The organism is Denitrobacterium detoxificans (assembly GCF_015062615.1).
Taxonomy (GTDB): domain Bacteria; phylum Actinomycetota; class Coriobacteriia; order Coriobacteriales; family Eggerthellaceae; genus Denitrobacterium; species Denitrobacterium detoxificans_A.
Map to the genome: position 1 here is coordinate 509248 of NZ_SUUH01000001.1, position 21000 is coordinate 530247.

14 protein-coding genes are annotated in these 21000 nt (G+C 60.0%); 2 read left to right on the forward strand and 12 right to left on the reverse strand.

The features are described from left to right. Positions 1-7 precede the first annotated feature (7 nt). Entirely contained in the window at positions 8-1846 is a 1839-nt protein-coding gene (locus E7002_RS02205; RefSeq protein WP_303727286.1) for an FAD-binding protein, read from the reverse strand. A 204-nt stretch (positions 1847-2050) separates the two neighbouring features. On the opposite strand from E7002_RS02205, the gene E7002_RS02210 reads away from it, so the two are divergent. Further along, the gene (locus tag E7002_RS02210) at positions 2051-3481 is read left to right on the forward strand and encodes a LuxR C-terminal-related transcriptional regulator (RefSeq protein WP_303727287.1); all 1431 of its coding nucleotides are present in this window, start codon (positions 2051-2053) and stop codon (positions 3479-3481) included. A gap of 32 nt (positions 3482-3513) precedes the next feature. Here E7002_RS02210 and E7002_RS02215 read toward each other — a convergent pair whose 3' ends face one another. From E7002_RS02215 to E7002_RS02250, 8 genes are all read right to left on the reverse strand, one after another. Further along, positions 3514-4191 carry an ECF transporter S component gene (locus E7002_RS02215; protein WP_303727288.1) on the reverse strand — a complete coding sequence of 226 codons (678 nt, stop codon included), beginning with the start codon at positions 4189-4191 and terminating at the stop codon, positions 3514-3516. Beyond that, the gene (locus E7002_RS02220) at positions 4191-5570 is read right to left on the reverse strand and encodes an ABC transporter ATP-binding protein (RefSeq protein ID WP_303727289.1); all 1380 of its coding nucleotides are present in this window, start codon (positions 5568-5570) and stop codon (positions 4191-4193) included. Before E7002_RS02220 ends, E7002_RS02215 begins: the two co-directional genes overlap by 1 nt. Then, positions 5555-6406 carry an energy-coupling factor transporter transmembrane protein EcfT gene (locus E7002_RS02225; RefSeq protein WP_303727290.1) on the reverse strand — a complete coding sequence of 284 codons (852 nt, stop codon included), beginning with the start codon at positions 6404-6406 and terminating at the stop codon, positions 5555-5557. Before E7002_RS02225 ends, E7002_RS02220 begins: the two co-directional genes overlap by 16 nt. Next, positions 6406-7224, reverse strand: coding sequence for a DUF4430 domain-containing protein (locus E7002_RS02230; protein WP_303727291.1), 819 nt, complete (start codon positions 7222-7224; stop codon positions 6406-6408). The genes E7002_RS02225 and E7002_RS02230 overlap by 1 nt, the downstream gene beginning before the upstream one ends. Continuing rightward, positions 7211-8725, reverse strand: coding sequence for a hypothetical protein (locus E7002_RS02235; RefSeq protein ID WP_303727292.1), 1515 nt, complete (start codon positions 8723-8725; stop codon positions 7211-7213). The genes E7002_RS02230 and E7002_RS02235 overlap by 14 nt, the downstream gene beginning before the upstream one ends. Positions 8726-8971: 246 nt before the next feature. Continuing rightward, complete coding sequence (locus E7002_RS02240; RefSeq protein WP_066661059.1) at positions 8972-9931, reverse strand: DNA polymerase III subunit epsilon; 960 nt, start codon at positions 9929-9931, stop codon at positions 8972-8974. Positions 9932-10066: 135 nt separating this feature from the next. Then, entirely contained in the window at positions 10067-14686 is a 4620-nt protein-coding gene (locus E7002_RS02245; RefSeq protein ID WP_303727293.1) for a YhgE/Pip family protein, read from the reverse strand. Between the two features lie 75 nt (positions 14687-14761). Further along, positions 14762-15073, reverse strand: coding sequence for a hypothetical protein (locus E7002_RS02250; protein ID WP_303727294.1), 312 nt, complete (start codon positions 15071-15073; stop codon positions 14762-14764). A gap of 556 nt (positions 15074-15629) precedes the next feature. On the opposite strand from E7002_RS02250, the gene E7002_RS02255 reads away from it, so the two are divergent. Further along, the gene (locus E7002_RS02255; protein ID WP_303727295.1) at positions 15630-16622 is read left to right on the forward strand and encodes a hypothetical protein; all 993 of its coding nucleotides are present in this window, start codon (positions 15630-15632) and stop codon (positions 16620-16622) included. A gap of 264 nt (positions 16623-16886) precedes the next feature. Here the strand turns inward: E7002_RS02255 and E7002_RS02260 are convergent, their stop codons facing one another. The 3 genes from E7002_RS02260 to E7002_RS02270 form a co-directional block, all read right to left on the reverse strand. Further along, positions 16887-18224 carry a LuxR C-terminal-related transcriptional regulator gene (locus E7002_RS02260; protein ID WP_303727296.1) on the reverse strand — a complete coding sequence of 446 codons (1338 nt, stop codon included), beginning with the start codon at positions 18222-18224 and terminating at the stop codon, positions 16887-16889. Between the two features lie 206 nt (positions 18225-18430). Then, positions 18431-20131, reverse strand: coding sequence for an FAD-binding protein (locus E7002_RS02265; RefSeq protein WP_303727297.1), 1701 nt, complete (start codon positions 20129-20131; stop codon positions 18431-18433). Positions 20132-20173: 42 nt separating this feature from the next. Further along, positions 20174-20779 carry a cytochrome c3 family protein gene (locus E7002_RS02270; protein WP_303727298.1) on the reverse strand — a complete coding sequence of 202 codons (606 nt, stop codon included), beginning with the start codon at positions 20777-20779 and terminating at the stop codon, positions 20174-20176. Between the last annotated feature and the right edge of the window lie 221 nt (positions 20780-21000).

Here is a 21000-nt window from a genome sequence, read left to right on the forward strand (position 1 = left end):
AAATGCCTTACAGGTTGCCCACGATCTTGCCGCAGACGTAACCGTTGGTCATGGCCTGGCCCATGGAATTGCCAGCCAGGATGCCGGGATACGTGAGGGCAAAGCGCTGACCGCAGCAGTTGCCGATGGCGTACAGGCCCTCGATGGGCTTGTCATCGTCGTCCAGGACGTTGTAGTTGCCATCCGTAACCAGGCCAGCCAGCGTCAGGGCCGTTGCGCCCGTACCAACGCTCGTGTCGACGGCAGCGTAGTACGGAGCCTCGATGGGCAACAGGAAGTCGCTCTTCTTGCCATACTGCGTGTCAACGCCGCTGGCAACCAGCTCGTTGTACGCCGCAACGGAATCGACGAAGTTCTGCACGGCTTCGCCTTCGTAACCCAGGTAACCCGCCAGGGTCTTCAGGTCGTTAGCGCCATACATGCGCGTCTGGGCCATGTTGGCGCGCTCGGTCAGGCAGCCATGGCGTACCAGGTAGCCTTCGGCACCCGCCTCGACGACGTGCGTCATGTCTTCCTTCCACTGCGCCACGTAGGTTTCCTGACCGAAGTCGGTACCGCCATGATTCGTGCCGCCGCGCTTTACAATCTCCTCGTAGTTGGCGCCGTACAGTGCGCAGTACAGGCCCTTGGGCTGACGCTGAACCTGAGCGGCGATGGCATTGAAGTCGGCCTCGTTCATGAAGCGTTTGCCCTGGCTGTTCAGATAGAGCGTGGGAGCAAAGCCGAAGGGGCCAGGTGCGGAAACGTTGGCCAGCGACGCAGCCGGGCCAGCCTCCATGCGGCCACCCGCCCAGCAGCCGATCTTGTGGCCCATGCCCGTGTCGCGCGTGGCGCTCTCGTCGGTGGGGTCGCTGAAGGCATCCACGCCGTCCTTGGCCTGGAGCTCCCAGGACTCACGGTAGAATTCCTTCATCATTTCCATGTTGTTCTGGAATGCGCCCATGGCGATGACAACGGCCTTGCTGGCATTGAAGCGAATGTAGTTGCCGTCGGAGGTCTTGCCATAGGCACCCGTCACCTTGCCGTCTTCCACGATGGCCTTCACCGCAGTGGTGCCGAAGTACCACTCAGCGCCCAGTTCCTCGGCGTACTGGCGAACGAGCGTCTCGCAATCGCCAATGGTGGAATAGGCGCCTACGCCCGTGGCAACCTCGTCCAGGATTTCGGAGCGCATGCAGAACGTGCCAACGTAGGTCTTGTAGTTGCCCATATCCTGCGGCTGGCTCTTATCCGTCCAGAAGTCGGTGCTGGGCTGCTGGATGTTCATGTTGGTCAGCAGTTCGGGCTTGCGTTCCTGAACCAGGGCGATGAACTCGTCGGCCATGGGGCCGGAGTTGCGAATGTAGTTCAGGCACAGCTCGCTGTTCAGGCGATACGCTGCGGTACGCTGCAGCTGAGCCAGGATTTCCATCTCGTCATAGGGGCCATAGCCCATGTTCTGCACGTACTGGGAATTGAACGTGCCGATGTCCTCGCCATAGTAGAACTGATTCGCTTCGGTCTGGCTTTCCAGAACCACGACCTTGGCGCCGGCCATGGCCGCGGTGCGGGCGCACTGCGTTCCCGAATGGCCAGAGCCCAGAATGACGACGTCGGCGTCAACGACTTCGGTAACCTGCGACTCGTCGACCTCGGGCTCGCTGCCCAGCCACTGATAATGGCTGCGGGCGCTTACGGAGCCGTCGGCTTCCAGAATGGTGGTTTCGCCCGTGGAAGACTCAGTTGCCTCGGCGGTCTTGCTCTTCGGCGAAGAGCAGCCGGCCATTGCAGCCATGCCCGCGCCCGCCAGAACCGTGAGGCCACCAAGCTTCAACGCATCGCGACGAGTAAGTTGTTCGTTTGCCATAGTATCCCTCTCCTTGCAAAGACTGCGGGAGCAATCCCGCGCTTACAAACATGGGCACACCATAGGCCGCATCGAGGGAAAGAAATATCGCCGAAAATAAGTAATGCCACGTCAGAGGCCATCACCGAAAAGGGTGAAAATAATTTGAGGCTCGAATTACATGGCATAATAGAACGCAGGGGAAACAAAGGAGAGACCATTCAATTGAACAACGCTTTGCTTAAACGAGCCTGCACGCTCATGGGCGCCGGACCGCTCTTTGCCGTCGGGCTTCTTACCGTTCACAATGCAAGCCCCATCGTCGAACTCTTCGGCCGCATCGCGCATACCGGCTTCCTGGCATGTGCCCTCGCGGGCGTCATCATCGCCGCCGTGGCCCTCGTGGCGCAAGCGCGCAGCATATCGCACGTCATTTGGAAGACTCCCCAAGGATACATCGTCATACTCTCCGCGCTCGCCTGCTCGGTTATCGGGCTACTGTTCCTGCTGGCCATCCCCGCCATCGAAATCGACGGGCGCTTCGCCTCCGTAAGCGGGCTCGTCATGGGCATCGGATGCACCGTGCTCGCAGGCACATGGGCGCTCACGCTTTCGCAGGAGGATTCGCGCACGGCGTTCCAAGCCTCGGCCACGAGCGTCCTTGTGGGCGTGGCGCTCTACGGCACCAGTGCATTCCTGCCCAACCAGGCATCGTATGCACTCTTTTCCGCCAGCTGCATCTTTGCCTCGGCTGCCGCCCTGCTGCCGCTGAAACCCAACGAAAGCGAAGACGACGAAGCACTTGCCGCTCCCGACGACCGCGTGGCATACGTCATCTCGCGCACGTGGAGACCTCTGGCGGGAACCACCCTTTCGGCGCTCGTGTTGGGGCTTATCTGGAACCCGCTCTATGCGGGAATCGAACTCGATACCGGTATGCTCTTCGCGGCATCGCTCTGCGGCAGCGCCGCCATCAGCATCGTCTGCGCGGTGGCATTCGCGAAGGCAGGCGTACGCGCTGCGCGCGTCATGGACCGCACGGGCCTGCCCATCGCAGCCGCCATCGTGCTGCTCTGCCCCTACCTGGAACAGCTGGGAGGCAGCGCGCTGTTTATCTCGTCATCGCTCAAGGAAGCGGCGTTTGCATTGTTCCTCATCATGACCTGGACATCATGTTGCAAGGCCGCAAGCACGCCCAAGTCCACGCTGCGCGTTGCGGGCACCTTCCTTCTGTGTGCCACCGCGGCCATGTTGCTGGGAGCGCTCATCATTCCGCAAATCGGCACTGCAGGGCGCATTCTGAACAGCATCGTGCTCATCGTGTACCTTGCTGCGCTGGCATTCCTTAACAGCCCCGTGAAGTCACAAGGAGCCACCGACGACGCAAAGGAGCACAACAAAGAGGCCGAGCGAGAAGCAACGCCCAACATCTCGGCCTCGATCGCACAAAACGCCGAGCGCCTGGCAAAGGCGGGCGCCCTCTCGCCCCGAGAAACCGAAGTGCTCGCCCTGCTCGCCCGCGGACATTCGTATGCGAAGATTGCCCAAACGCTCTACGTATCCGACAACACCGTGAAAACGCACGTGCGCAACATCTACCGCAAGCTGAAGATAGAATCGCGCGAGGAACTCTTCGACCTCATCGACCAGCAGTAACGGCACAGCGCCCAAAGGGCCCGCAGTGCCGCCTATTCGGCAAGCGCGTACTTGCGCTTGATGCGCTCGAGCTTGCCCTTCCAGGGCGCATACAACGCCAGCAGGAAGGCGTCGGTCGCCACGCCATGCAGAACGTCAAGGGGAACGGCGACGGCGTAGATGGCGAGACCCTCGGCGAAGGTCTGCGGATGAAAGAACCCAATGAGCGACCAGAGGTTCAAAATGGCGCCATACAGCAGCGCCGCAACGAACCCATACCCCAGCACGACGGGCATGCGCTTGAACCACCCCATCTGCGCAAGCACACCGGCCAGGTAGCCCACAAGCCCCCATGCGTACATCTGCCAGGGCGTCCAGGGGCCCTGGCCAAAGAAGAAATTGGACACGAGCGCCGTAAGCGCACCCACCATGAATCCGCTCGTGCGTCCGAAAGACGCACCCGCGATGATGGCGATGGCGGAAACGGGCTTCACGTCGGGCAAGGGGGCGAACAGGATGCGCCCCGCCACGGCAAGCGCCGAAAGCACCGCAATGGGCATGGTGTCGCGCAGGCGGGGGCGGCTGCGCTCGAACTGGGCAAAGAACAACGCCAACGACGCCAAGACCACCAGACCCGACAGCAAGGCGACCTGCTCGATGCCCGCAACGGCACAGGCGCCCAAGCACAGGGGCACCGCTACCAGGCAGGCTATTTCCACACCCACGCGCATTACGATTGCATGGCCCCAAACAGGCGCGCCTGGTCATGAGGCGTGTATATGAGGTTATCCGCGAAGAAGCGATCGGCAGGCTGCGTGCAAACCACTTGCCCATCGAAGAGCATGCTCACCCTATCGGCCACCACGCGAGCGAAATCCACGTCATGCGTCACCAGCACTACGCAGGCGCCTTCGGCCGCCAGGCCACGCAACGTGCGCACGACATGCGCCTGGGCATGGGCATCCAAGCCCTTCGCGGGCTCGTCGGCAAGGAGCAAGCGCGGCTTGCACAGCAGGAGCTTGGCCAGGGCAAGATGCTGCAGCTGCCCGCCCGACAAGTCGTAGGGATGCTGGTCGAGCACGCCATCCAGGCCGAACCGCTGCGCCATGTCGCGCTCCTCTTCCCCGCTATAGCCGCAACGTTCATGCCATTCGTCCAGCTCATCGGCGACCGTGTCGCACACGAAGAGCATCTTGGGATTTTGAGGCAGCAAGGCTTGCTCGCGAATCATGCGGTTTGCCACCTTGCCGCGCGTGGGCCTAAGGACGCCGGCAATCGCTCGCAGCAGCGTGCTCTTTCCGCACCCGTTACCTCCCACGATGGCATGCACCTGACCAGAATACACGTTTAGGTCAGCCCCGCGGAGCACCCAAGGGTCCTGCTTGCCATAGCGAATGTGAACATCCGAGACGCATACGCACGACTGCGCGGCGCCGTCGCGCACGCCCAACGCCGGAGCCTGCGCCAACGGGGCAAGATCGGAAAGCAGCAGTCGATCGGTGGCGCACGTCTCGTAGAGTTCGGGAACGTGCGTGGACACGATGACGGTAATGCCCAAGTCGCGATGAATGCGCGCAAGCAAATCGACGAACAGGCGCTGGGCATGGGGGTCCAGCTGGGCCGTGGGCTCGTCGAGCAGCAACAGGCGCGGTCGAAGCGCCATGATCGATGCCAGGTTCAGCAGCTGCATCTGCCCGCCCGAAAGCTCGGCGGTGCGCCGATGCATCCACGCCTCGATGCCAAAGTAATGGGCCACTTCCGCCACGCGACGGCGCATCTCGTTGGGCTCCATGCCCGCATTTTCCAACCCGAACGCCAGCTCATGCCATACGGAGTCGCAGACAATCTGGTCTTCGGGATGCTGGAATACGAACCCCGTTCCCTCTGCGTGCACCTCCAGGTTGCCCTGCATGCGGCCAACGGGGGCGATTTCGGGCTTCATGAGCGAAAGCAACGTGGTCTTTCCGCTACCCGTAGCACCGCAGAGCAGGCAAAACGAGCCTTCCTCAACCTGGAAATCCAGATTGCGGAACACCGGCTCGCCGTAGGAATCGCCCCCGGCAAGCGGGTAGGCAAACGTGAGGTTACGCGCTTCTACCGCGTATGCCATAGCAACCCCTCCCTGCCCGCGCACGCGAACGGAACGAGCATCAACAAGCAGTAGGCCAGCACGCCCCACCAGGGAGCAGGGCCCGAAATAATCGGATAGAAGTGAAACGTCGCGGCCGTCTGGACCATCGAGAGCCCCACCACGGCGGCAAGCAAAACGATGATGCCAAGCAGAACGCCGTCGAAGGCGCGGAAGCGGAAGCGACGATACGCCGTGCGCCCTCCCCCGCGTATATAGCCGCGAGCGCGCATGCTGGCACTGCGCACGAGCGAATCTTCCATGCCCCACCCCATGAGCACGGAAACGACCCTCATGGCGTCACGCGGCGTTTGCCCATGAGCAGCGGAAACCGCGCGTTGCACACTGGCAATGGCCCTGCCGCGGGAAACGAACTGGGGCACCAGGCGCATGATCTGGCTGATGATGAGCGCAATGGCGGGCACGCGATTCGAAAGCAGCCCCAAGATGGCCTCGCTGTCGAGCACCGTGCCGAACACGGAAAACCACAGGCACATGGCGGTGAACATGCCGCCCATGCACAGACCGTACGCGAATGATTCGGCATAAAAGGTAATGCCCAGCACCTGGCAGAGAACCGTGGAGCCCGAGCCCACAAAGCAGGCATTCAGAATGGCAATGACCAGCGAGAATGGCGCAAGGTAGGCCACCATGCGCGCGCTGGGGCGCCATCCGCGGGTGTAGATTGCCACGGAAAGCGCCCCAACAACGGCCAAGGCAGTATAGGCGGGATGCACCATTGCCATGGAAAGCACGATGGCCAAGGCAAGGTAGCCAAGCGTTACGCCAGGATGGCATACGGCAAAGGGGTTCCGCATTATACGTCGCCCATCGTGCAGGTATAGGCCCACAGCACGCTATCGCCGTCGGACAGCACGTAGTTGCCGCAGGTCTTCGTGGGGAACGAGCCATTCACCTTGTACATCCACCCACTCGAGTTGCCGCAATCGAATTCGGAAAGCCCATTGATGGCGCGCACGTAGGTTGCGCTGCCACGCACGCTCACGCCCATGGCGTTCAGGGCGTCCCACACCGTGGCACCCTCTTCCAGCGTAAGCGTCTTGCTTCCCATGGAAGACGGGTAATCGCTGTTGTACGCATGCGCGTTCGAGGAATCGATAGTGAGGGTTACCGTGACGGTGGCAGCCTCTTGCTGCTGCGAAGCGGGCTCCTGGCTTGCAGGGGCCGCCTCGCCCGAAGACGCGCCGCTCGATTCCGATGAGCCAGCCGCCTGCGACGACGCACCCGAAGCATCGGAGGCAGCGCCCTGCTCCTGGGGCTGATCGCCAGCGGCCTCCCCTTCGGCAGATGCCTCCTGGGTGGCTTCTTGCTGGGCGTTTTCGCCCTGATCAGACGTTGTCGCCTGGGACGAGGATTGCTCCTGGTTCGCCTCCGCAGAGCCAGATGACTGCTGCTGCGTAGAGGTAGCTTCTTGCCCCTGCGACGCCTGAGACGCCGAACCTGACGCGAACACGGCACCGCCAACGCAGGCAAGCACCAGCACGACGGCCAATGCGATGCCCGCAATAACGGGCGCGCCCACCCGCGCAGGAGCATGCTCCTCGCAGGCAGGCGCACCGGGAGCGATGCGCTCGTCGGTTTCTTCCAACGCCTGGGTATCGTTACTGGACGGCATACCAGGCTATGCTTTCGTCATGCCAACCCAGGGCGACCAGAATGTCGCGCTCTTCGGCACTCGTGGTGAAGTTGTGCGAACCCGTGTCGGCATTGGGGTTGTACTGACGATAGACGGCGACCGTCTCGTCGGTATCGCTATACCAGCCAATACCCTCGTAGCGCCAGCCAAGCCCCACCAGCCAGTCGCGCTCTTCGGCGCTCACGGTGTAATGGTGATCGCCACCATTGGGGTTATACAGGCGATACACGGGGGCACTGCTCGCATCGGGAGAGACCCAACCACAGCCCTCATACGTCCAACCCGCCTTGACGACGTTTTCGCGCTCAGAAGGGCTCTTCGTATAGAAGTGCTCGCCCGAATTCGGGTTGTACAGGCGGAACATGGTGTACTTCACATCCAGCGGGTTCACCGGATCACCCACGGTCTCGTTGGCATCGAGCGTGGCCAGGGCAAGGAACGTGGCCGATGCGGACATGGACTCGTTGTAGGCATAGCCCATTTCGGTGTCAGTACCGGTGTACACACCGTCAAGGCCCTTATTCGCGCAAGCGATCAGGAAGCCAGCGGGCGTAGAACCGTTCTCGGTAACGTAGCCGCTGTCCTTGGAGACGTCGATTCCCCATGCAGAAAGAGCAACAACGGGCAAGGCGGTGTTGTCCACATACTGCGTGACGTCAACGTCGCACTGCCCCGCATATGCCGTATACAAGAAGCTACCATCCGCTTGCAGAGAGCCCTTCATGAGGGAAATGAGGTTGGCCGCAGCGGCATCGACATTCGAATCGTCGTCACGAACCAGGCTCAGGGCCATGAGCGCCTGAGAGGGCGTAACCATGTCGGGGTAATAGGTCCTGCTTCCCGTTTCCTGATCCTCGAACATAGATCCAAACAGGGCATCGTCCTGCGATGCATCCAGAATAGCCTGAATGAACTGGGCCTTGGTGTACTTCGCGCCAGACATGTCATACCCAAAGGTATATACGGGAAGGATGCAAACGGCATTCCACGAACCCAGGCTGCCGTCATTCATAGCCGCATTCATACGGTCGATGAGGTTATACGTCTTGCCGCCATACTCCACCGAGGTGCAGTCTACGCCGCCCGCATGCAGCGCCGTGATGTATTTAGCAAGCCTGCCCGCAGAAATCTTCTCCTCCGGCGTTTCTTCCAGATACTTGACGACGCTCTTCTCAATGCTTTCGACGTCGATGTTGATATGCAGCCCAAGAACGTTTTGGGCGAGCGCAGCGTAATAGGTATCATTCGTGATGGCCTCATCGCCACCGGTGGCGGCAAAGCGCTCGGTCAGGTTGTTGAGCAGCGTTTCCTGCTTTTCCGCATCGGGCAGATTGGAGGCAACCGAACCTTGCGCAACAAGCTGAGTGGAATCATCGGCGTACGCCTGCGGCACCGCCGAGAATCCAAAGAGGGCGGAGCACGCAAGTGCTACCGCGAAGAATGCTCCAAACAGAGCATGACGAGAGAGCTTCCCTTCCATGGGACCTTCCTTCCAGGGCTCTATATGGTAGATGGGTGTTCCGACTTCGCCCATTTAGAAGGCTCGCATGCCTGCGAGTTGGTCCTTCGACGGCATTTACGGTTACTGGCATAGCGCAGGATTCGCACCCGCATTTCCCCAAGCGGCATCGCACTGCCGCCCGCGCCGCGCCCGGCGCATTCCACCTTGCCAATATTTGCTTGGCCATTGTAGCATCCGCCCGCAATGCAGGCAGATACCCCACGCTTATTTCAACAAGGCTGCGCGGCTGAGCTCAGCAACCACGGTGCGCATCATGAGCTCGGTGTCGTCCAGGCCCAAATGGCGCTCGTTCTCGTCGGCGGCAAGGGTGCCACGACGACGTGCCCAGCTTTCCAGCGCGTACGGGCGCTGCTTGAACGAGATGGAGGCGGCGTCGGTGTCGATAGCACGGCAGATTTCGCGCGTGTCAACGGGAATGATGCGGCCCGCCTTGCGGCCCTCGGCATAGCCGGGCAGGTTCAGCAGGAACCATGCGTCTTCGAACGCGGCATTGTGCGCCATGTACGGATGCGACTCAAGCGCGGCGAGCACCTGCGCCTGCAGCTCCTTGTCCTCGCGAAACGGCTTCTTATCGGCCACGTCGGGCCAGGTGATGCCATGCACTTCCGACAGGGGCACGCCAACCTGCTCGTACAGGGCGGGAAGACCGCAGCGCGCCGTATGCGGGTCGACGGGCGTCTGACCCTCGGCGATTTCCATCGTTTCCCAGCCCACGTCGATGATGTAGCCGCGGTCGGGGTTGCGCGAGGTCGTTTCGATGTCGATGCCAATGACGGTGCCACCCATGGGCGCCAGGCGATAGCCCTGCCCCACCGCGTCGATGCCCTGCAGCTTCTTGGCAACGCGCTTCACGGTGTTGCCCTGCATGGCGGCAATGCCGGCAATGGTGGTCTCGTCGGAAAGGCCGCGCGGAAGGTTCAGGCCGCGGTCGCCATTGTAGGCAACGCCCAGGTTGTCGCACAGATCGCGATTGCGGTCGGCAAGTTCGAGCACGATGTCGAACGAGAACGGAGGGTTCTCCTGCTCGAAGTACGCGGCAACAAGCTGCTGGATGGCCTCTTCGTTCTTCATGCGCTCGGACCGCATGGCGCCATCGCCTGCGGCATAGATGAAATCGGCGATAAAGAATGAATTGGCGTGCTCGAGCGCCTCGTTTACGTTCATGCGGACTCCTTGCCTATGGCATTACGTGTTTCGATTCCGCATTGTAACATCCGGACGCGGACCCATCGCAGGGCCAAGGAAACCTCCACGCAGAGCAAAGCGCCCGCGACCAGGGAAGGCACCGCAAACGCGGCGTTACATGAATCCCGTCTTCTCGAGCTGCTCCTCGAAGAACGCGTTCGTCTTCCTGAACGGACGGCGCAACGGAAGCCCCAGCACGAGCATGGCGCCCGCCATGAATAACAGGGCGGCAACGCCAATGACCACATTCACCAGCAACGGGCCTGCAACGCATTCCTGCAGCAGCGTCATGGCGTAGGTAAAGGGCAGGTACGACGCGACGTCGATGAGAATGGGATCGAACATCTCCACGGGGAACGTGCCGCCCGAAGCCGCCACCTGCATAATGAGCAGAATGACGCACACGGCTTTGCCCACGTCGCCGAAGAGCTCGGTGATGGTGTAGACGATCAGGCAGAACATCTGCCCCACGAACAGCCCCAGAAGGAAGAACTCAACCGGGTTGGCGCACTGAATATGCAGCAGCGTTAGATCGCCCAGCAACACGAGCGAGCTCTGCAGCAGGCCAATGACGCAGAAGATGCCATAGCGCCCGAAGAACTCATGCCGCGGGCGCACCTTCCCATAGCGTTTCCGCAGCTCCTCCAGGCGCTCCTCCACGATGTGCACGCGCATGGTGGAAATCATGACGAGAGCGCCCACCCACAGCGACAGAACCGTGTAGAACGACGCCATGGCCGAGCCGTAGTTGAAAACGGGGTATATCGCCTCGCGCTCGAGCTGGACGGGGCGGGCAAGGCTCGCCGCGAGCGTCTCGGCATCGTTGCCCAGGATGATCTCCTCGACCTGTTTCACATCGCCCGAGGCAAGCGCATCGGCCACGCGCTGCTTGGCATCGCCCACGCGCGTTGCCGCGGAATCCAGCTTGGCCGACGCGCCATCAAGGCCATCTGCCAGCGTTCCAAGCTGGTTCGACAAGCCTCCCGTGCTTTCGCTTAGGCCGGAAACCGCCCCATCGAGGTCGGAAACGATGCTCTTCGCAGACGTTGCAGCATCGGAAACGGACGAGCGCAAGCCATCATCCGCCGGGGCAATTTCCTCGTTGAAGAGTCGCTTCGCCTCCTCGACATCCACCTGGGCGTTGTCGATGATAACGTTGGTCTTCTGCTGCGCCTCGGCCACGGAGCGGGCAGTTGACTCGGCATGCTCCTTCGCGACCTTCAGGCTCTCGATGAGCATCTGGGTTTGCTGCTTTTCCGCCTCGCTTACGCCGCTCTTGTTCATGAGCTCCTGGAATTGGTCGATGCGCTCCTGAATAAGGCCCGGCACCGCGTCAGCGGCAACCGTTAGCGGGTCAAACGCAACATCCACGGCGGCGGTCACCTTGTCTACGTTCACCGTATTCCCGTTAAGCGTATCGCGAACGATGCCAATCTGCTCCTCGAGCGACTCCGACGCATTCTTCGCGCCCGATTCCGCATCGGCAAGCGCGCCCTTCGCCGTGCCGGCGGATTCTTGCAGGCCGTCGAGCGTGGTGCCCAACAGGTCGACAATGCTCGACGTCGTACGCATAATGCCAGATAGGGTCACCAATTGCTTTGCCGCGCTCTTCGCGTCGGCGGTCGCGTCATCCAGGTGGCGGCTCATCTTGGAGACGTAATCGCTCATCCTGGGGTTCTTCACGTAGCTCAGGATGTCGTAAGCCACACCGAGCGAAACCTGGTCGACGCGCTCAGTGAAGCTGACGCGGATGCTTTCCTGTATGGAGTCGGCGCCCTTCTGCGTGATGATGGGCGCAATGGGGTTCTCCTTCTCGTTGGTGTAGTAGAGCACGCTGGGATACGCGCTGTCCTCCGTAAGGTACGTAAGCAAGTTGGCACTGAAGTCGGAGGGTATCACGATGGCGGCATAGTACTCGCTGCTCTCGACGCCCGCCTTCGCCGCTTCCTCGTCGTCCACGAAGACCCAGTCGAAGCTCGCATTGCCGCGCAACTGCGAAACCACGGTATCGCCCACGTTGATGGTTATGGGTAGCAAATCGCCCTTGTAACCTTCGTCTTCGTTGGCCACGGCAACCTTCAGCCCGCCCGTTGCCCCATACGGGTCCCAGCTGCTGGCAATGTTGAACCACGCGTAGATGGAGGGAGTGAGCACCAGCAAGACGGTTACCACGATGCCAATGACGCTCTTGGATCCAAGGCGCAGGTCCGTGATGAAAATGTCGCGCGTGGGGCCACGCCGTGAGGACTTCGCCCGTACCTTCTCGGCCGCGGAAACGACGCCCGTGCGCTCGCCCGCTGCAGGCAGCTCGAGCTCGCGATCGAACTGGGCGTCCTGGCCAAGCAGATGCATCTCCTCCTTCACCATGGAGTGCGTATACTCCTGCACGATAAGGCCCATTTGCACGACGAACAGGAACACGAGCATGCCCACAAGCACCGCAAGTTTCGTATCGGCGCTCAGGCCAAATACAACGTTCAGCGGCAGCATGGCCAAAAGCACGACAAGAGGAATCGCCCAGAGCGCCGTAACGCCCAGCCTGCGAATGCGCGGGTACCGGCGATAGAATCGGCGGGCGCGATTCTCCACGTCCTCCGCGTATTCGTCGTGGGCCATGAGCGCGCGCATAAGTCCGCGCATGCCGTGGCGCTTCATGCGACCTTCGTAATCCTCGCTCGCGAAGAAGCCCGTCTTGCGCATCTCGTCGTCGAACATGACGAGCAGGTTGGCCATGAGGGAACGGAGGCCCAGTCCAATAAAGAGAGAGCCCGGTACGATGAGGAGCAGGGCAAGCAAGTCGAGGACGTATGCCGATCCGTACAGCCCCGAAAGTGCCTCGCGCATGGCGTCGATGCCGTACGTGAACGGAAGCGCCGGGTGAATGAACTGGAAGAAGACGGGCATCATCTGGATGGGATACATGCCCGACGAACCCGGTACCTGCATGACCAGCAAGAAGATGCACAGCGTTTTGCCGATGTTGCGAAACGTCTTTACCAACGCATAAATGAGGTTCATGTACGCGAACGAGCACACCGCGCCAGACAGCATGAACAGCACCGGGTTGCCGCAATCGATGCCCAGCAGGATGTCGACGCCGCAAATCGCCTGCGACTGCAGAAGCGACAGAATGACAAACAGCATCCAACGCCCGAAGTAGCGCTGCCGTGCCGTTGCCTCCGAGAAGCCCATGACTTCGACCTTCATAAGCGACACCAAAATGAAGCACCCTATCCACAAGGCCAGGTTGGTGTAAAACGGGGCAACCGCCGTGCCGTAGTTCGAAACGGGATAAAGCTTGACGGTGGACATCTGCACGGGTGTCGAGATGAACGTACCCGCGTTTTCGGCGTCGACGCCAAGAAGCTCTGTGAGCTCTTCCAACTCGAGCGCCGTGCCAATGGCGCCTATGTCCTGCATGGTGCCATCCAGGTTGCCCCGAATGGTCCCCAGCAGCATTTTTGCGTCGGAGATCGACGTCTCGGCCGTGCTCAGCGCGGCATCCGTTTCGGACATCACGTTGGAGAGGCCAATTATCTGCGGCTCGAATTGCCGTAGGGCAATGGATAGGTTCGTCAGCGACAAGTAGAGATCGGTGGCACCCTGGTCGAGCTTGGGCATGGCATCACCGTGTATGCGGTTGGTGGCGTCCGTCACGCCATCCATCGTCTGCTGGACGGTGCCGTCGATTTCCGTAACGCGCGCGTCCGCCCCATCCACGGCGCCGCCTATGAGGTCGACGGCAATCGAAAGGCCCTCGGCCGCGTTCTTGAGCTCCTCGTCGCCCGTGCCCGATGCAACGTCGATGATGCGCTGCAGGTCCTCGCTCACGCGAGACAGGTCTTCCTTCGCGTTGTCAAGCGACGTAACCGCCTGGCTCGACATGGAAGACACGCTCGCGGCGGACGACAGGACGTTAGTGGAAAGACGGGTCTCGTAATTGCCCAAACCCGAGCGCAGGTCGTTCAACCGGGCGCCCGTATCGTCGAGCGAAGAGGCTACATCCGGCAGCAGCTCGGACGTTGTCTCGAGAGAGTCCCGCGCTTCCTGCGCCGCCTTGCGCCAACCCGCAATGGTGGACGACGCATCGTCGAGCGAGGCGATTGCCGCATTCAAGTCAGCCTCGATGGACTGTATTTCCTGCACGACCGATTGGTGCGTCTCATCAACCCGGGCGCTGACCTTGCTCGACAGGTCCTGCGCTGACGACAAGATCTTCTTATTCACCGTAGAGGAAAACCCCTGGTTGATTTTGAGCACCAGCTTCTGCGCAGCGGAGTCGCTTACCTTAGTAGCGACGGCGCTGTACTTTTCATTGGGGTAATAGTAAATCGTGGGCTTTTCATCCGAGCCGTCGAAGATTCCGACGAGGTTTTCGCTTAAATCACTCGGGAGCACTATCGTGGCGTACACCAAGCCATATTCGGTGTCTTCGAGCGCTTCTTCCTTACTGTCGTAGAACCGCCAATCAATGCTGTCGTTATCCTCGAGCTCGCCCACGACCTGCTGGCCAATGTTGATGTCGCCCGCCAGGTCATGAGTCGCGCCCTCGTCTTCGTTCACGATGGCAATGGGGATATTGCCCGTGTGCGAATACGGGTCCCAATTTGCCACGATGCAATACCACGCATACAGGCCGGGCAGCACAAGGAGGGCGCCTACCACCAGCAAGGCGATAGGGTTCTTTACAAGCGCACGTACGTCTCGCTTCAGTATTTCAAACGAGGTTCTCACAACGACACATCGATCCCCACAACCAAGTCAGCGCCCCTACCAGCGCCCCAAACCAGGCACGCGAGAAGAGTGCGTTTATTCAGCCTCAGATTCGGCTTGCTGGCGCTCTTCTTCAAGCACGCGACGCACCACACGCTCGATGCGACGCTCTTCGCTTCGACGAGAGATCACGAGCCCGGCAACGGAAGTAACAACCTGCACGCCCACGAACACCGCACCAAGCACGATGAGGGCGCGCTTACCCAAGAGCTGGTAGTTGTGGATGACATTTTCGCCCCCTTGCCTGGAGGCAATCTTGTCGACGCCTTTGATGACGCGAATCCCCGTTTCGCCAATAGCATCCCTCATGGCACTTTCCAACTGATGCTCAAACAATGAACAACCCATCGGAACCCCCTTCGCTAGGCTAGCTGCCTCAATTGTAGCAAATACCACACTTCTGGTAGCATTTCAAAACGTCAACATGCAAAGCAGCTTCCACGGCAGTAACGCCTCCATCACGCACCGATTGCGCATCATTCAGGCGACGATTCCGCACGATTGGCGCGACCAAATACCTATCGTACTGGAACCGCGAACCTCCAAAATGCGAAACCAGCTCGCACCCCAACCAAAATGCAAAGCGTTCGGCACGCACAGCAAAAAGAACAATGCCAAGGCACCGAATAACGAAGCCGCGCCAAAGCAAAAACAAGACGCCAAAAGCAAAATGAGCAAATATCGAAGATGAAAATGAAAAAATGTCGCCGTTTACACGTCATGCCCGCCGCCCTCGCAGTCTTGCCAAGTGTCTACCTGGGCAAATGGCATTTATCGCACCTCCAGATGCCTGCGTAAAGGCACCAGGTCCTCAAATGGCACCGTATTCACGTGTAAACGACAGCATTTCTTACATCGAAACGCCGAATTCTGCTCAGTTTGCATGAAGCAAGGAGACAAGCCCATGGAACGTCTTTTCATTAGCCACAATTCCGCCTTTTGGATCTGGAGAAAACTTGGACACCTCGCCCCTATCGTTCTCGTTCCCGCACGCGTCCATTCGCTTGCATACAGTAGCCCAAGTCAAAAACTATTAATGCAATTCGAGAAAGAACATCCTGACCTAGCCTTGAACAAACTCGATATCATGGTCACATTCAAGCAAAGAAAGCATCTAGCCAACGCAATAGAACATGTTTGCGACAGGCAACTTCCCGAGCGATCGTTCTACCAGCTAGAAGAGAACTTCTTCATCGCCTCCCCCGAGCTATGCCTCATCCAGCTAGCATCGAAAACGAAAACCGCAAAAGCGGTAAAGCTCGCAATGGAAATGTGCGGCAATTACGCTATAGACAGCATTGACGAATTGGGTTTTTGCAAAAGGCCACCCATTACGAGCGTGGACAAAATAGAGGCATATGCCGAACGTTTATTCAAGCCAAACACAAGAGCGAAGACGGTTCAATTCCTCAAGTGGACCGTGGACAATGCGGCGTCACCGCGGGAAACGGCGCTCTGCATGCTCTTGTGCATGCCTCCGCGATTTGGCGGCTACGGCATACCGCTCCCCCAGCTCAACAAGCGCATCGAACTCTCGCTGAAGGAGCAGCTCGCCGTTGGGAAACGCTACTTCGACTGCGACCTGTATTGGCAAGGCAAACGCGTCGGGATGGAATACGACAGCGCACGCTTTCACACAGAGATGGAAAAGCAAGAGCAAGACGCCGTGCGCCGCAACATGCTGCAGCACAAGAACATCCGCATGATCACGGCAACGCGCTTGCAAGTAAACCAAGAGGGCGCGTTCGACGAGCTCGCGTATCAAGTCGCACGAGCGCTCGGCAAGCGCATGCCAACCCCGAAACGCGAGCACATCGCCCAACGCCGATCGCTCAGGGACACGCTTTTCAACTGGGACATCTTCCCAAGGGTCAACAACGAGGAACAGGGCGAATAAGTCGAGGTTGAAGCCATGCAAATGCGTTTGCAAACGACACAGCGCACAACCTAGCCACAGCACGAACGCACTAGCCAGCGCGGCGGCCGCAAGATGAGCAAGAAACGCATCGCGCCCGGCTTGGCAACTTCGCGCAGACAAAGGCCAACGACGCCGCACGCACTAACGGCAGCGCGACAACGGACCCCGGAAACACCCGCCAGTTCGGCAAACCGACCCGCGCGAGCTATCGCGATACAACGAGGCTCTCGCGCAAAGGGAGCGCTAGTCGCCATGAACGAGCGCAATAAGATCCTGGTGGGAGTGAATATCGAGCTTGGCGTAGATATGCTTGACGTGCGCCTTTACGGTGTTGCGCGAAATCACGAGCTCCTCCTCGATGTAGGCGCGGTCGCGGCCCTCGGCCAGCAGCTCGAGCACCTCAAGCTCGCGGGGAGACAACCCATACTCCTCCGCCACCCCGCGGCACTTCTGGGAAAGCGGAATCTCGGAGGCGGAAGCGTCGCTCACGACAGCCATTTCGGAGCGACTCGGGGTCTCGGTAACGCCCTCGATGGCACTCGAAAAACTAAACGAACGCATGCCAATAAGCGCATACCCTACGACCACGAGCATAAGAGCGCATGGGACGAAAACGAACAGCCCAGGGTTGACGTCGACGAACATGTTACTCAGCATTCCGATGGCGGCGCCGACAAGCGTGCCGAAACCACCCAGACCACGTCCCCAGGCAAACACCGCAAGGGCGTTCTTGCGGTTGCGGCCCGCAAGCATAATCAGAACAAGCCAAGCAACCATCTCGAACAGCGTATTACCCGTAGAAAGCAACGCATTGGCGGTCACGTACGAAGTCGTGGGAGAAGCGGTGGCCAGGAAGAAGCCCGCAGCAACAAGCAAGACCGAGATCTGCACGACAAGATCGGCACTAAAGCTCCTCTTGCAGACCAGCGAGTAAACGGTCAGCAGGGCAACGGGGAAAACCCCAATCATGTTGGCAATGGGAACGCCGCCAACCTCGCCAAAGCGCAAGGCGAACCCAAAGGCCATCGAAAAGAGCATCAGGCAGATGAAGAACTGGCTCGCAAGCGGCAGGAAGGTTGTCGGCTGGGTAATTGCGACGTCTGCAGGTGCCTCGGACTGGGCAATCTCCAAAAGCAGAGGGCGGGCGACGCCCATCGTCAAGACAAACGCCACAAGAGGCAGAACCAGGAAGAGCGTCACGCCCGCAACAACCGGAGCCTGCCAAACCAGCAGCTCGAGGGCAAGGCGAATCGTAAAGGCAATCCCGATGCACGCCGACGCCTTTCGGGCGCTAAAGCCCGTCGCCGCAAGCCCCACCATAATCGTTACCCCTGCGCGCCCCATCGCAAACAAGCACGACGAAACAACGAGCAACGGGGCATTGGACATCGCAAGCGCTGGCAGCAGAGCAATCGCGCCGATGATCAGGCAGGCGGCAACCGCCACTTCCGCCACGCGCTCGAGCCTCAACACGCGCGGCTTGAATACCGCAAGCAGGGCAACAACAACCATGAACAGCGCATTCGCCGTAACGGAAATATCGCGTGCGAACATGAAGGTCGGGTCGAAAAGAGGAAACACGACCTGGTTCATAAGCCCAACGGAAAAAACGAGGCACGTCAAAGCAGCCGTAATGCGCCAAAAGGCGGCATCAAACAGAGCCGCCCCCACTCTCTCTTTGCTTTCAGACGACATACTGAACTCCACACCCTCATACGTATGCATGTGACCATAGCACACAAAATCGGGTCGGCCCCCACATGGGAACCGACCCGAATAGAATCAGCTTACGCCTGACCCGTGGCGGCAAGCATGCCTGCGCGACGGCCAAACGTCATCGTGCGTCCACATGCCAAGCCCGTGAACAGGTTCGGGTAGCTCACGGCGAACATGCCGCCCGAAGCGTCGCCGGTCATGTACAGACCCTCAATCGGCGAATCGTCCTCGCGAACGGGATGCATGTTCGTGTCGATGATGACGCCGTCGATCGTCGCCAGGAACCACGCACCCGTGCGCACGCCGTAATACGGCGGCTGGTCGAGCGGAAGCATACGGTAGGACTCCTTGTTGTAGTCGGTGTCCTTGCCCGCGTACGCCATCTCGTTGTAATGCTTCCACGTGGCAACCGTCTCCTCGACGGGCAGGTTCAGCATCTCGGCGAGCTCTTCCATCGTGTCGGCGCGCTGAATGAAGCCAGCCTCGATGGACTTCTCGAACATGCCCTCCATGGCCTGAATCGGCATGTTGGAAGGAGCGCCGTTGTCGAAGGGATACAGGCGGCAGCAACCGACCTCGTTGATCTGGCGAACCTTCTCGACATAATCGGAATCCCAGATGTCAACGTAGGTGTGATGCGGCTGCATCCATGCAGAGTGCAGCATGTAGTCGTACGGACCGGACTCGTTGCAGAAACGCTTGCCGTTCAGGTTGATCTTCAGGAACGGCTGCTCACCGAACCAGAACCAGTTCGCGCCATTGGCATTGGAAGCCGTGTCCTGATTGCCCATGCCAGCCGTCTCGGTGGGGCGGCAGCATGCGCGGTTGAACGTGACGGCGGCGCCCATCGGGTCCATCTTGCCGCCAACCCACAGCGCGGCCTTGATGCCGTCGCCCGTGGGGTTGCCACCACGAGCGGGCACGGGAATGCGCAGGTCCTGGTTCCAAGGCTGACGCGCCTGCATCATTTCCAGGTTGTTGCCATAACCGCCCGTGGCGATAATGACGCCCTTGGGAGCGTTGATGCGGATGTAATGGCGATCGTTCACGTCGCGAGCGATGGCGCCCACCACGCGGTCGTTCTCGTCCTGCTCGAGCTTGATGAACTCGGTGCTCCAGCGGAACTCGGCACCCTGCTCTTCCGCGTATTCCTTCAGGGACACGCCGAACGAGAAGTCCTTGTCGTCGGCCACAAGTTCGGTCTTTTCGGGGCTGTGGCCCGTGGCATACGCCTTGTCGCGCGCCTCAGACTCGGGCGGAAGGCCGCCTTCGAACCTCATGACCATACGGCCGTCGCGCTCGACGATATCGGTCAGCCAGTCTACGCAGGCACCGGATTCATCGGCCCAGAGTTTGATGAGGTCGTAGCGCGCAAAGCCGTTGGCATAGCGCACGATGTCTTCCATGGCTTCCATCTTGTCGATGCGGAACTGCGGAAACTCATCGAAAGACGCGAGCTGCAGCTTGGAATCGATGGAGCCGATGTCCTCACGCGGGTTCGAAACCTTGGCAACGCGGTCGATGCCAAGAACCTTCGCACCGTTTTCCGCGGCGGAGATAACGGCCGGCAGACCGCCCGTGCGGCAACCGATGACCAGAACCTCGGTGTCGATGGTCTCGGTGATATCGGCTTCGTTGATAACGGGAGCCTGGCCCAGCCACGAAGGCGTGCCCGACTCGCCCGCGCTCAGGTTAGCGGCGTTCTCGGAAACCGTCTGGCTGTTACCACAGCCGGTAAGTGCGCTGGAAGCGGCCACACCAAGAGCAGCCACACCCGCACCCTTGAAAAAACTACGTCGAGATAGCGAGCTCATTTAACCCTCCCAGCCTTCAGGCGCGTTCAGCGCATGGCAATCGTTGCAAACCAGAACACTCGTGCTGTGCGCCTTGTGGCAGTCGCCGCACTCCAGAGCCTGGTCCTGATGGCTCGAATGAGGATTGTACTGCTCGGCATTGCCCTCGAAGCCCCAGGTGCTGTTGACCACTTCGCTCATGTCGTGGCAACCGCTGCGCGCGCAGAACTCTTCGCTCGCAAAATCCTTCGAAGGAGCAAGCCAGCCCTCTTCGTCGGTGGTGAACGCATCGCTCGTCCAGATCATGACCTCGCTCACCTGTTCGGTAAGCTTCGGCTGGTGACAGCTCAGGCAATTCTTGCCCGCCTGCACATGATCGTAGGCAGCCATGCCCGTATGACCCGACGTCACGCTTTCGACGTAGGGATCCATGGGATCGTGGCAAATCGCGTTGCAGAACGTGGGCGACTCATGCCACACGCCGAACCCGATTCCCAACACGATGATTACGGCAACGATCACGCCGGGGATAACCCACTTGTTGCGTTTCGAAGCCATCGACGGCTGACCCTCCAGCGCACCGTCGGTCGTCTGCTCCTGTTGCGCAGACGTGTCCTTTTCCGCCATCAGCTCTCCTTCCACTCTTGCTGACTTAACGGTGCGACAGATGTTGCTACTCCCCCGCTCACCCGCATAGTACCCCCGTGGGGTAATTCTTGCGTTTGCGCAGGTAGCTGGCGTGGTAATTACCCTAGAGGGTAAACGTGAAAGGAAGCAGGTAATGCGCGAAGCCGTGCGGCACAGAAAGCGAACGCCCCACAGCACACCCCGTCACACGACGCAGCCCA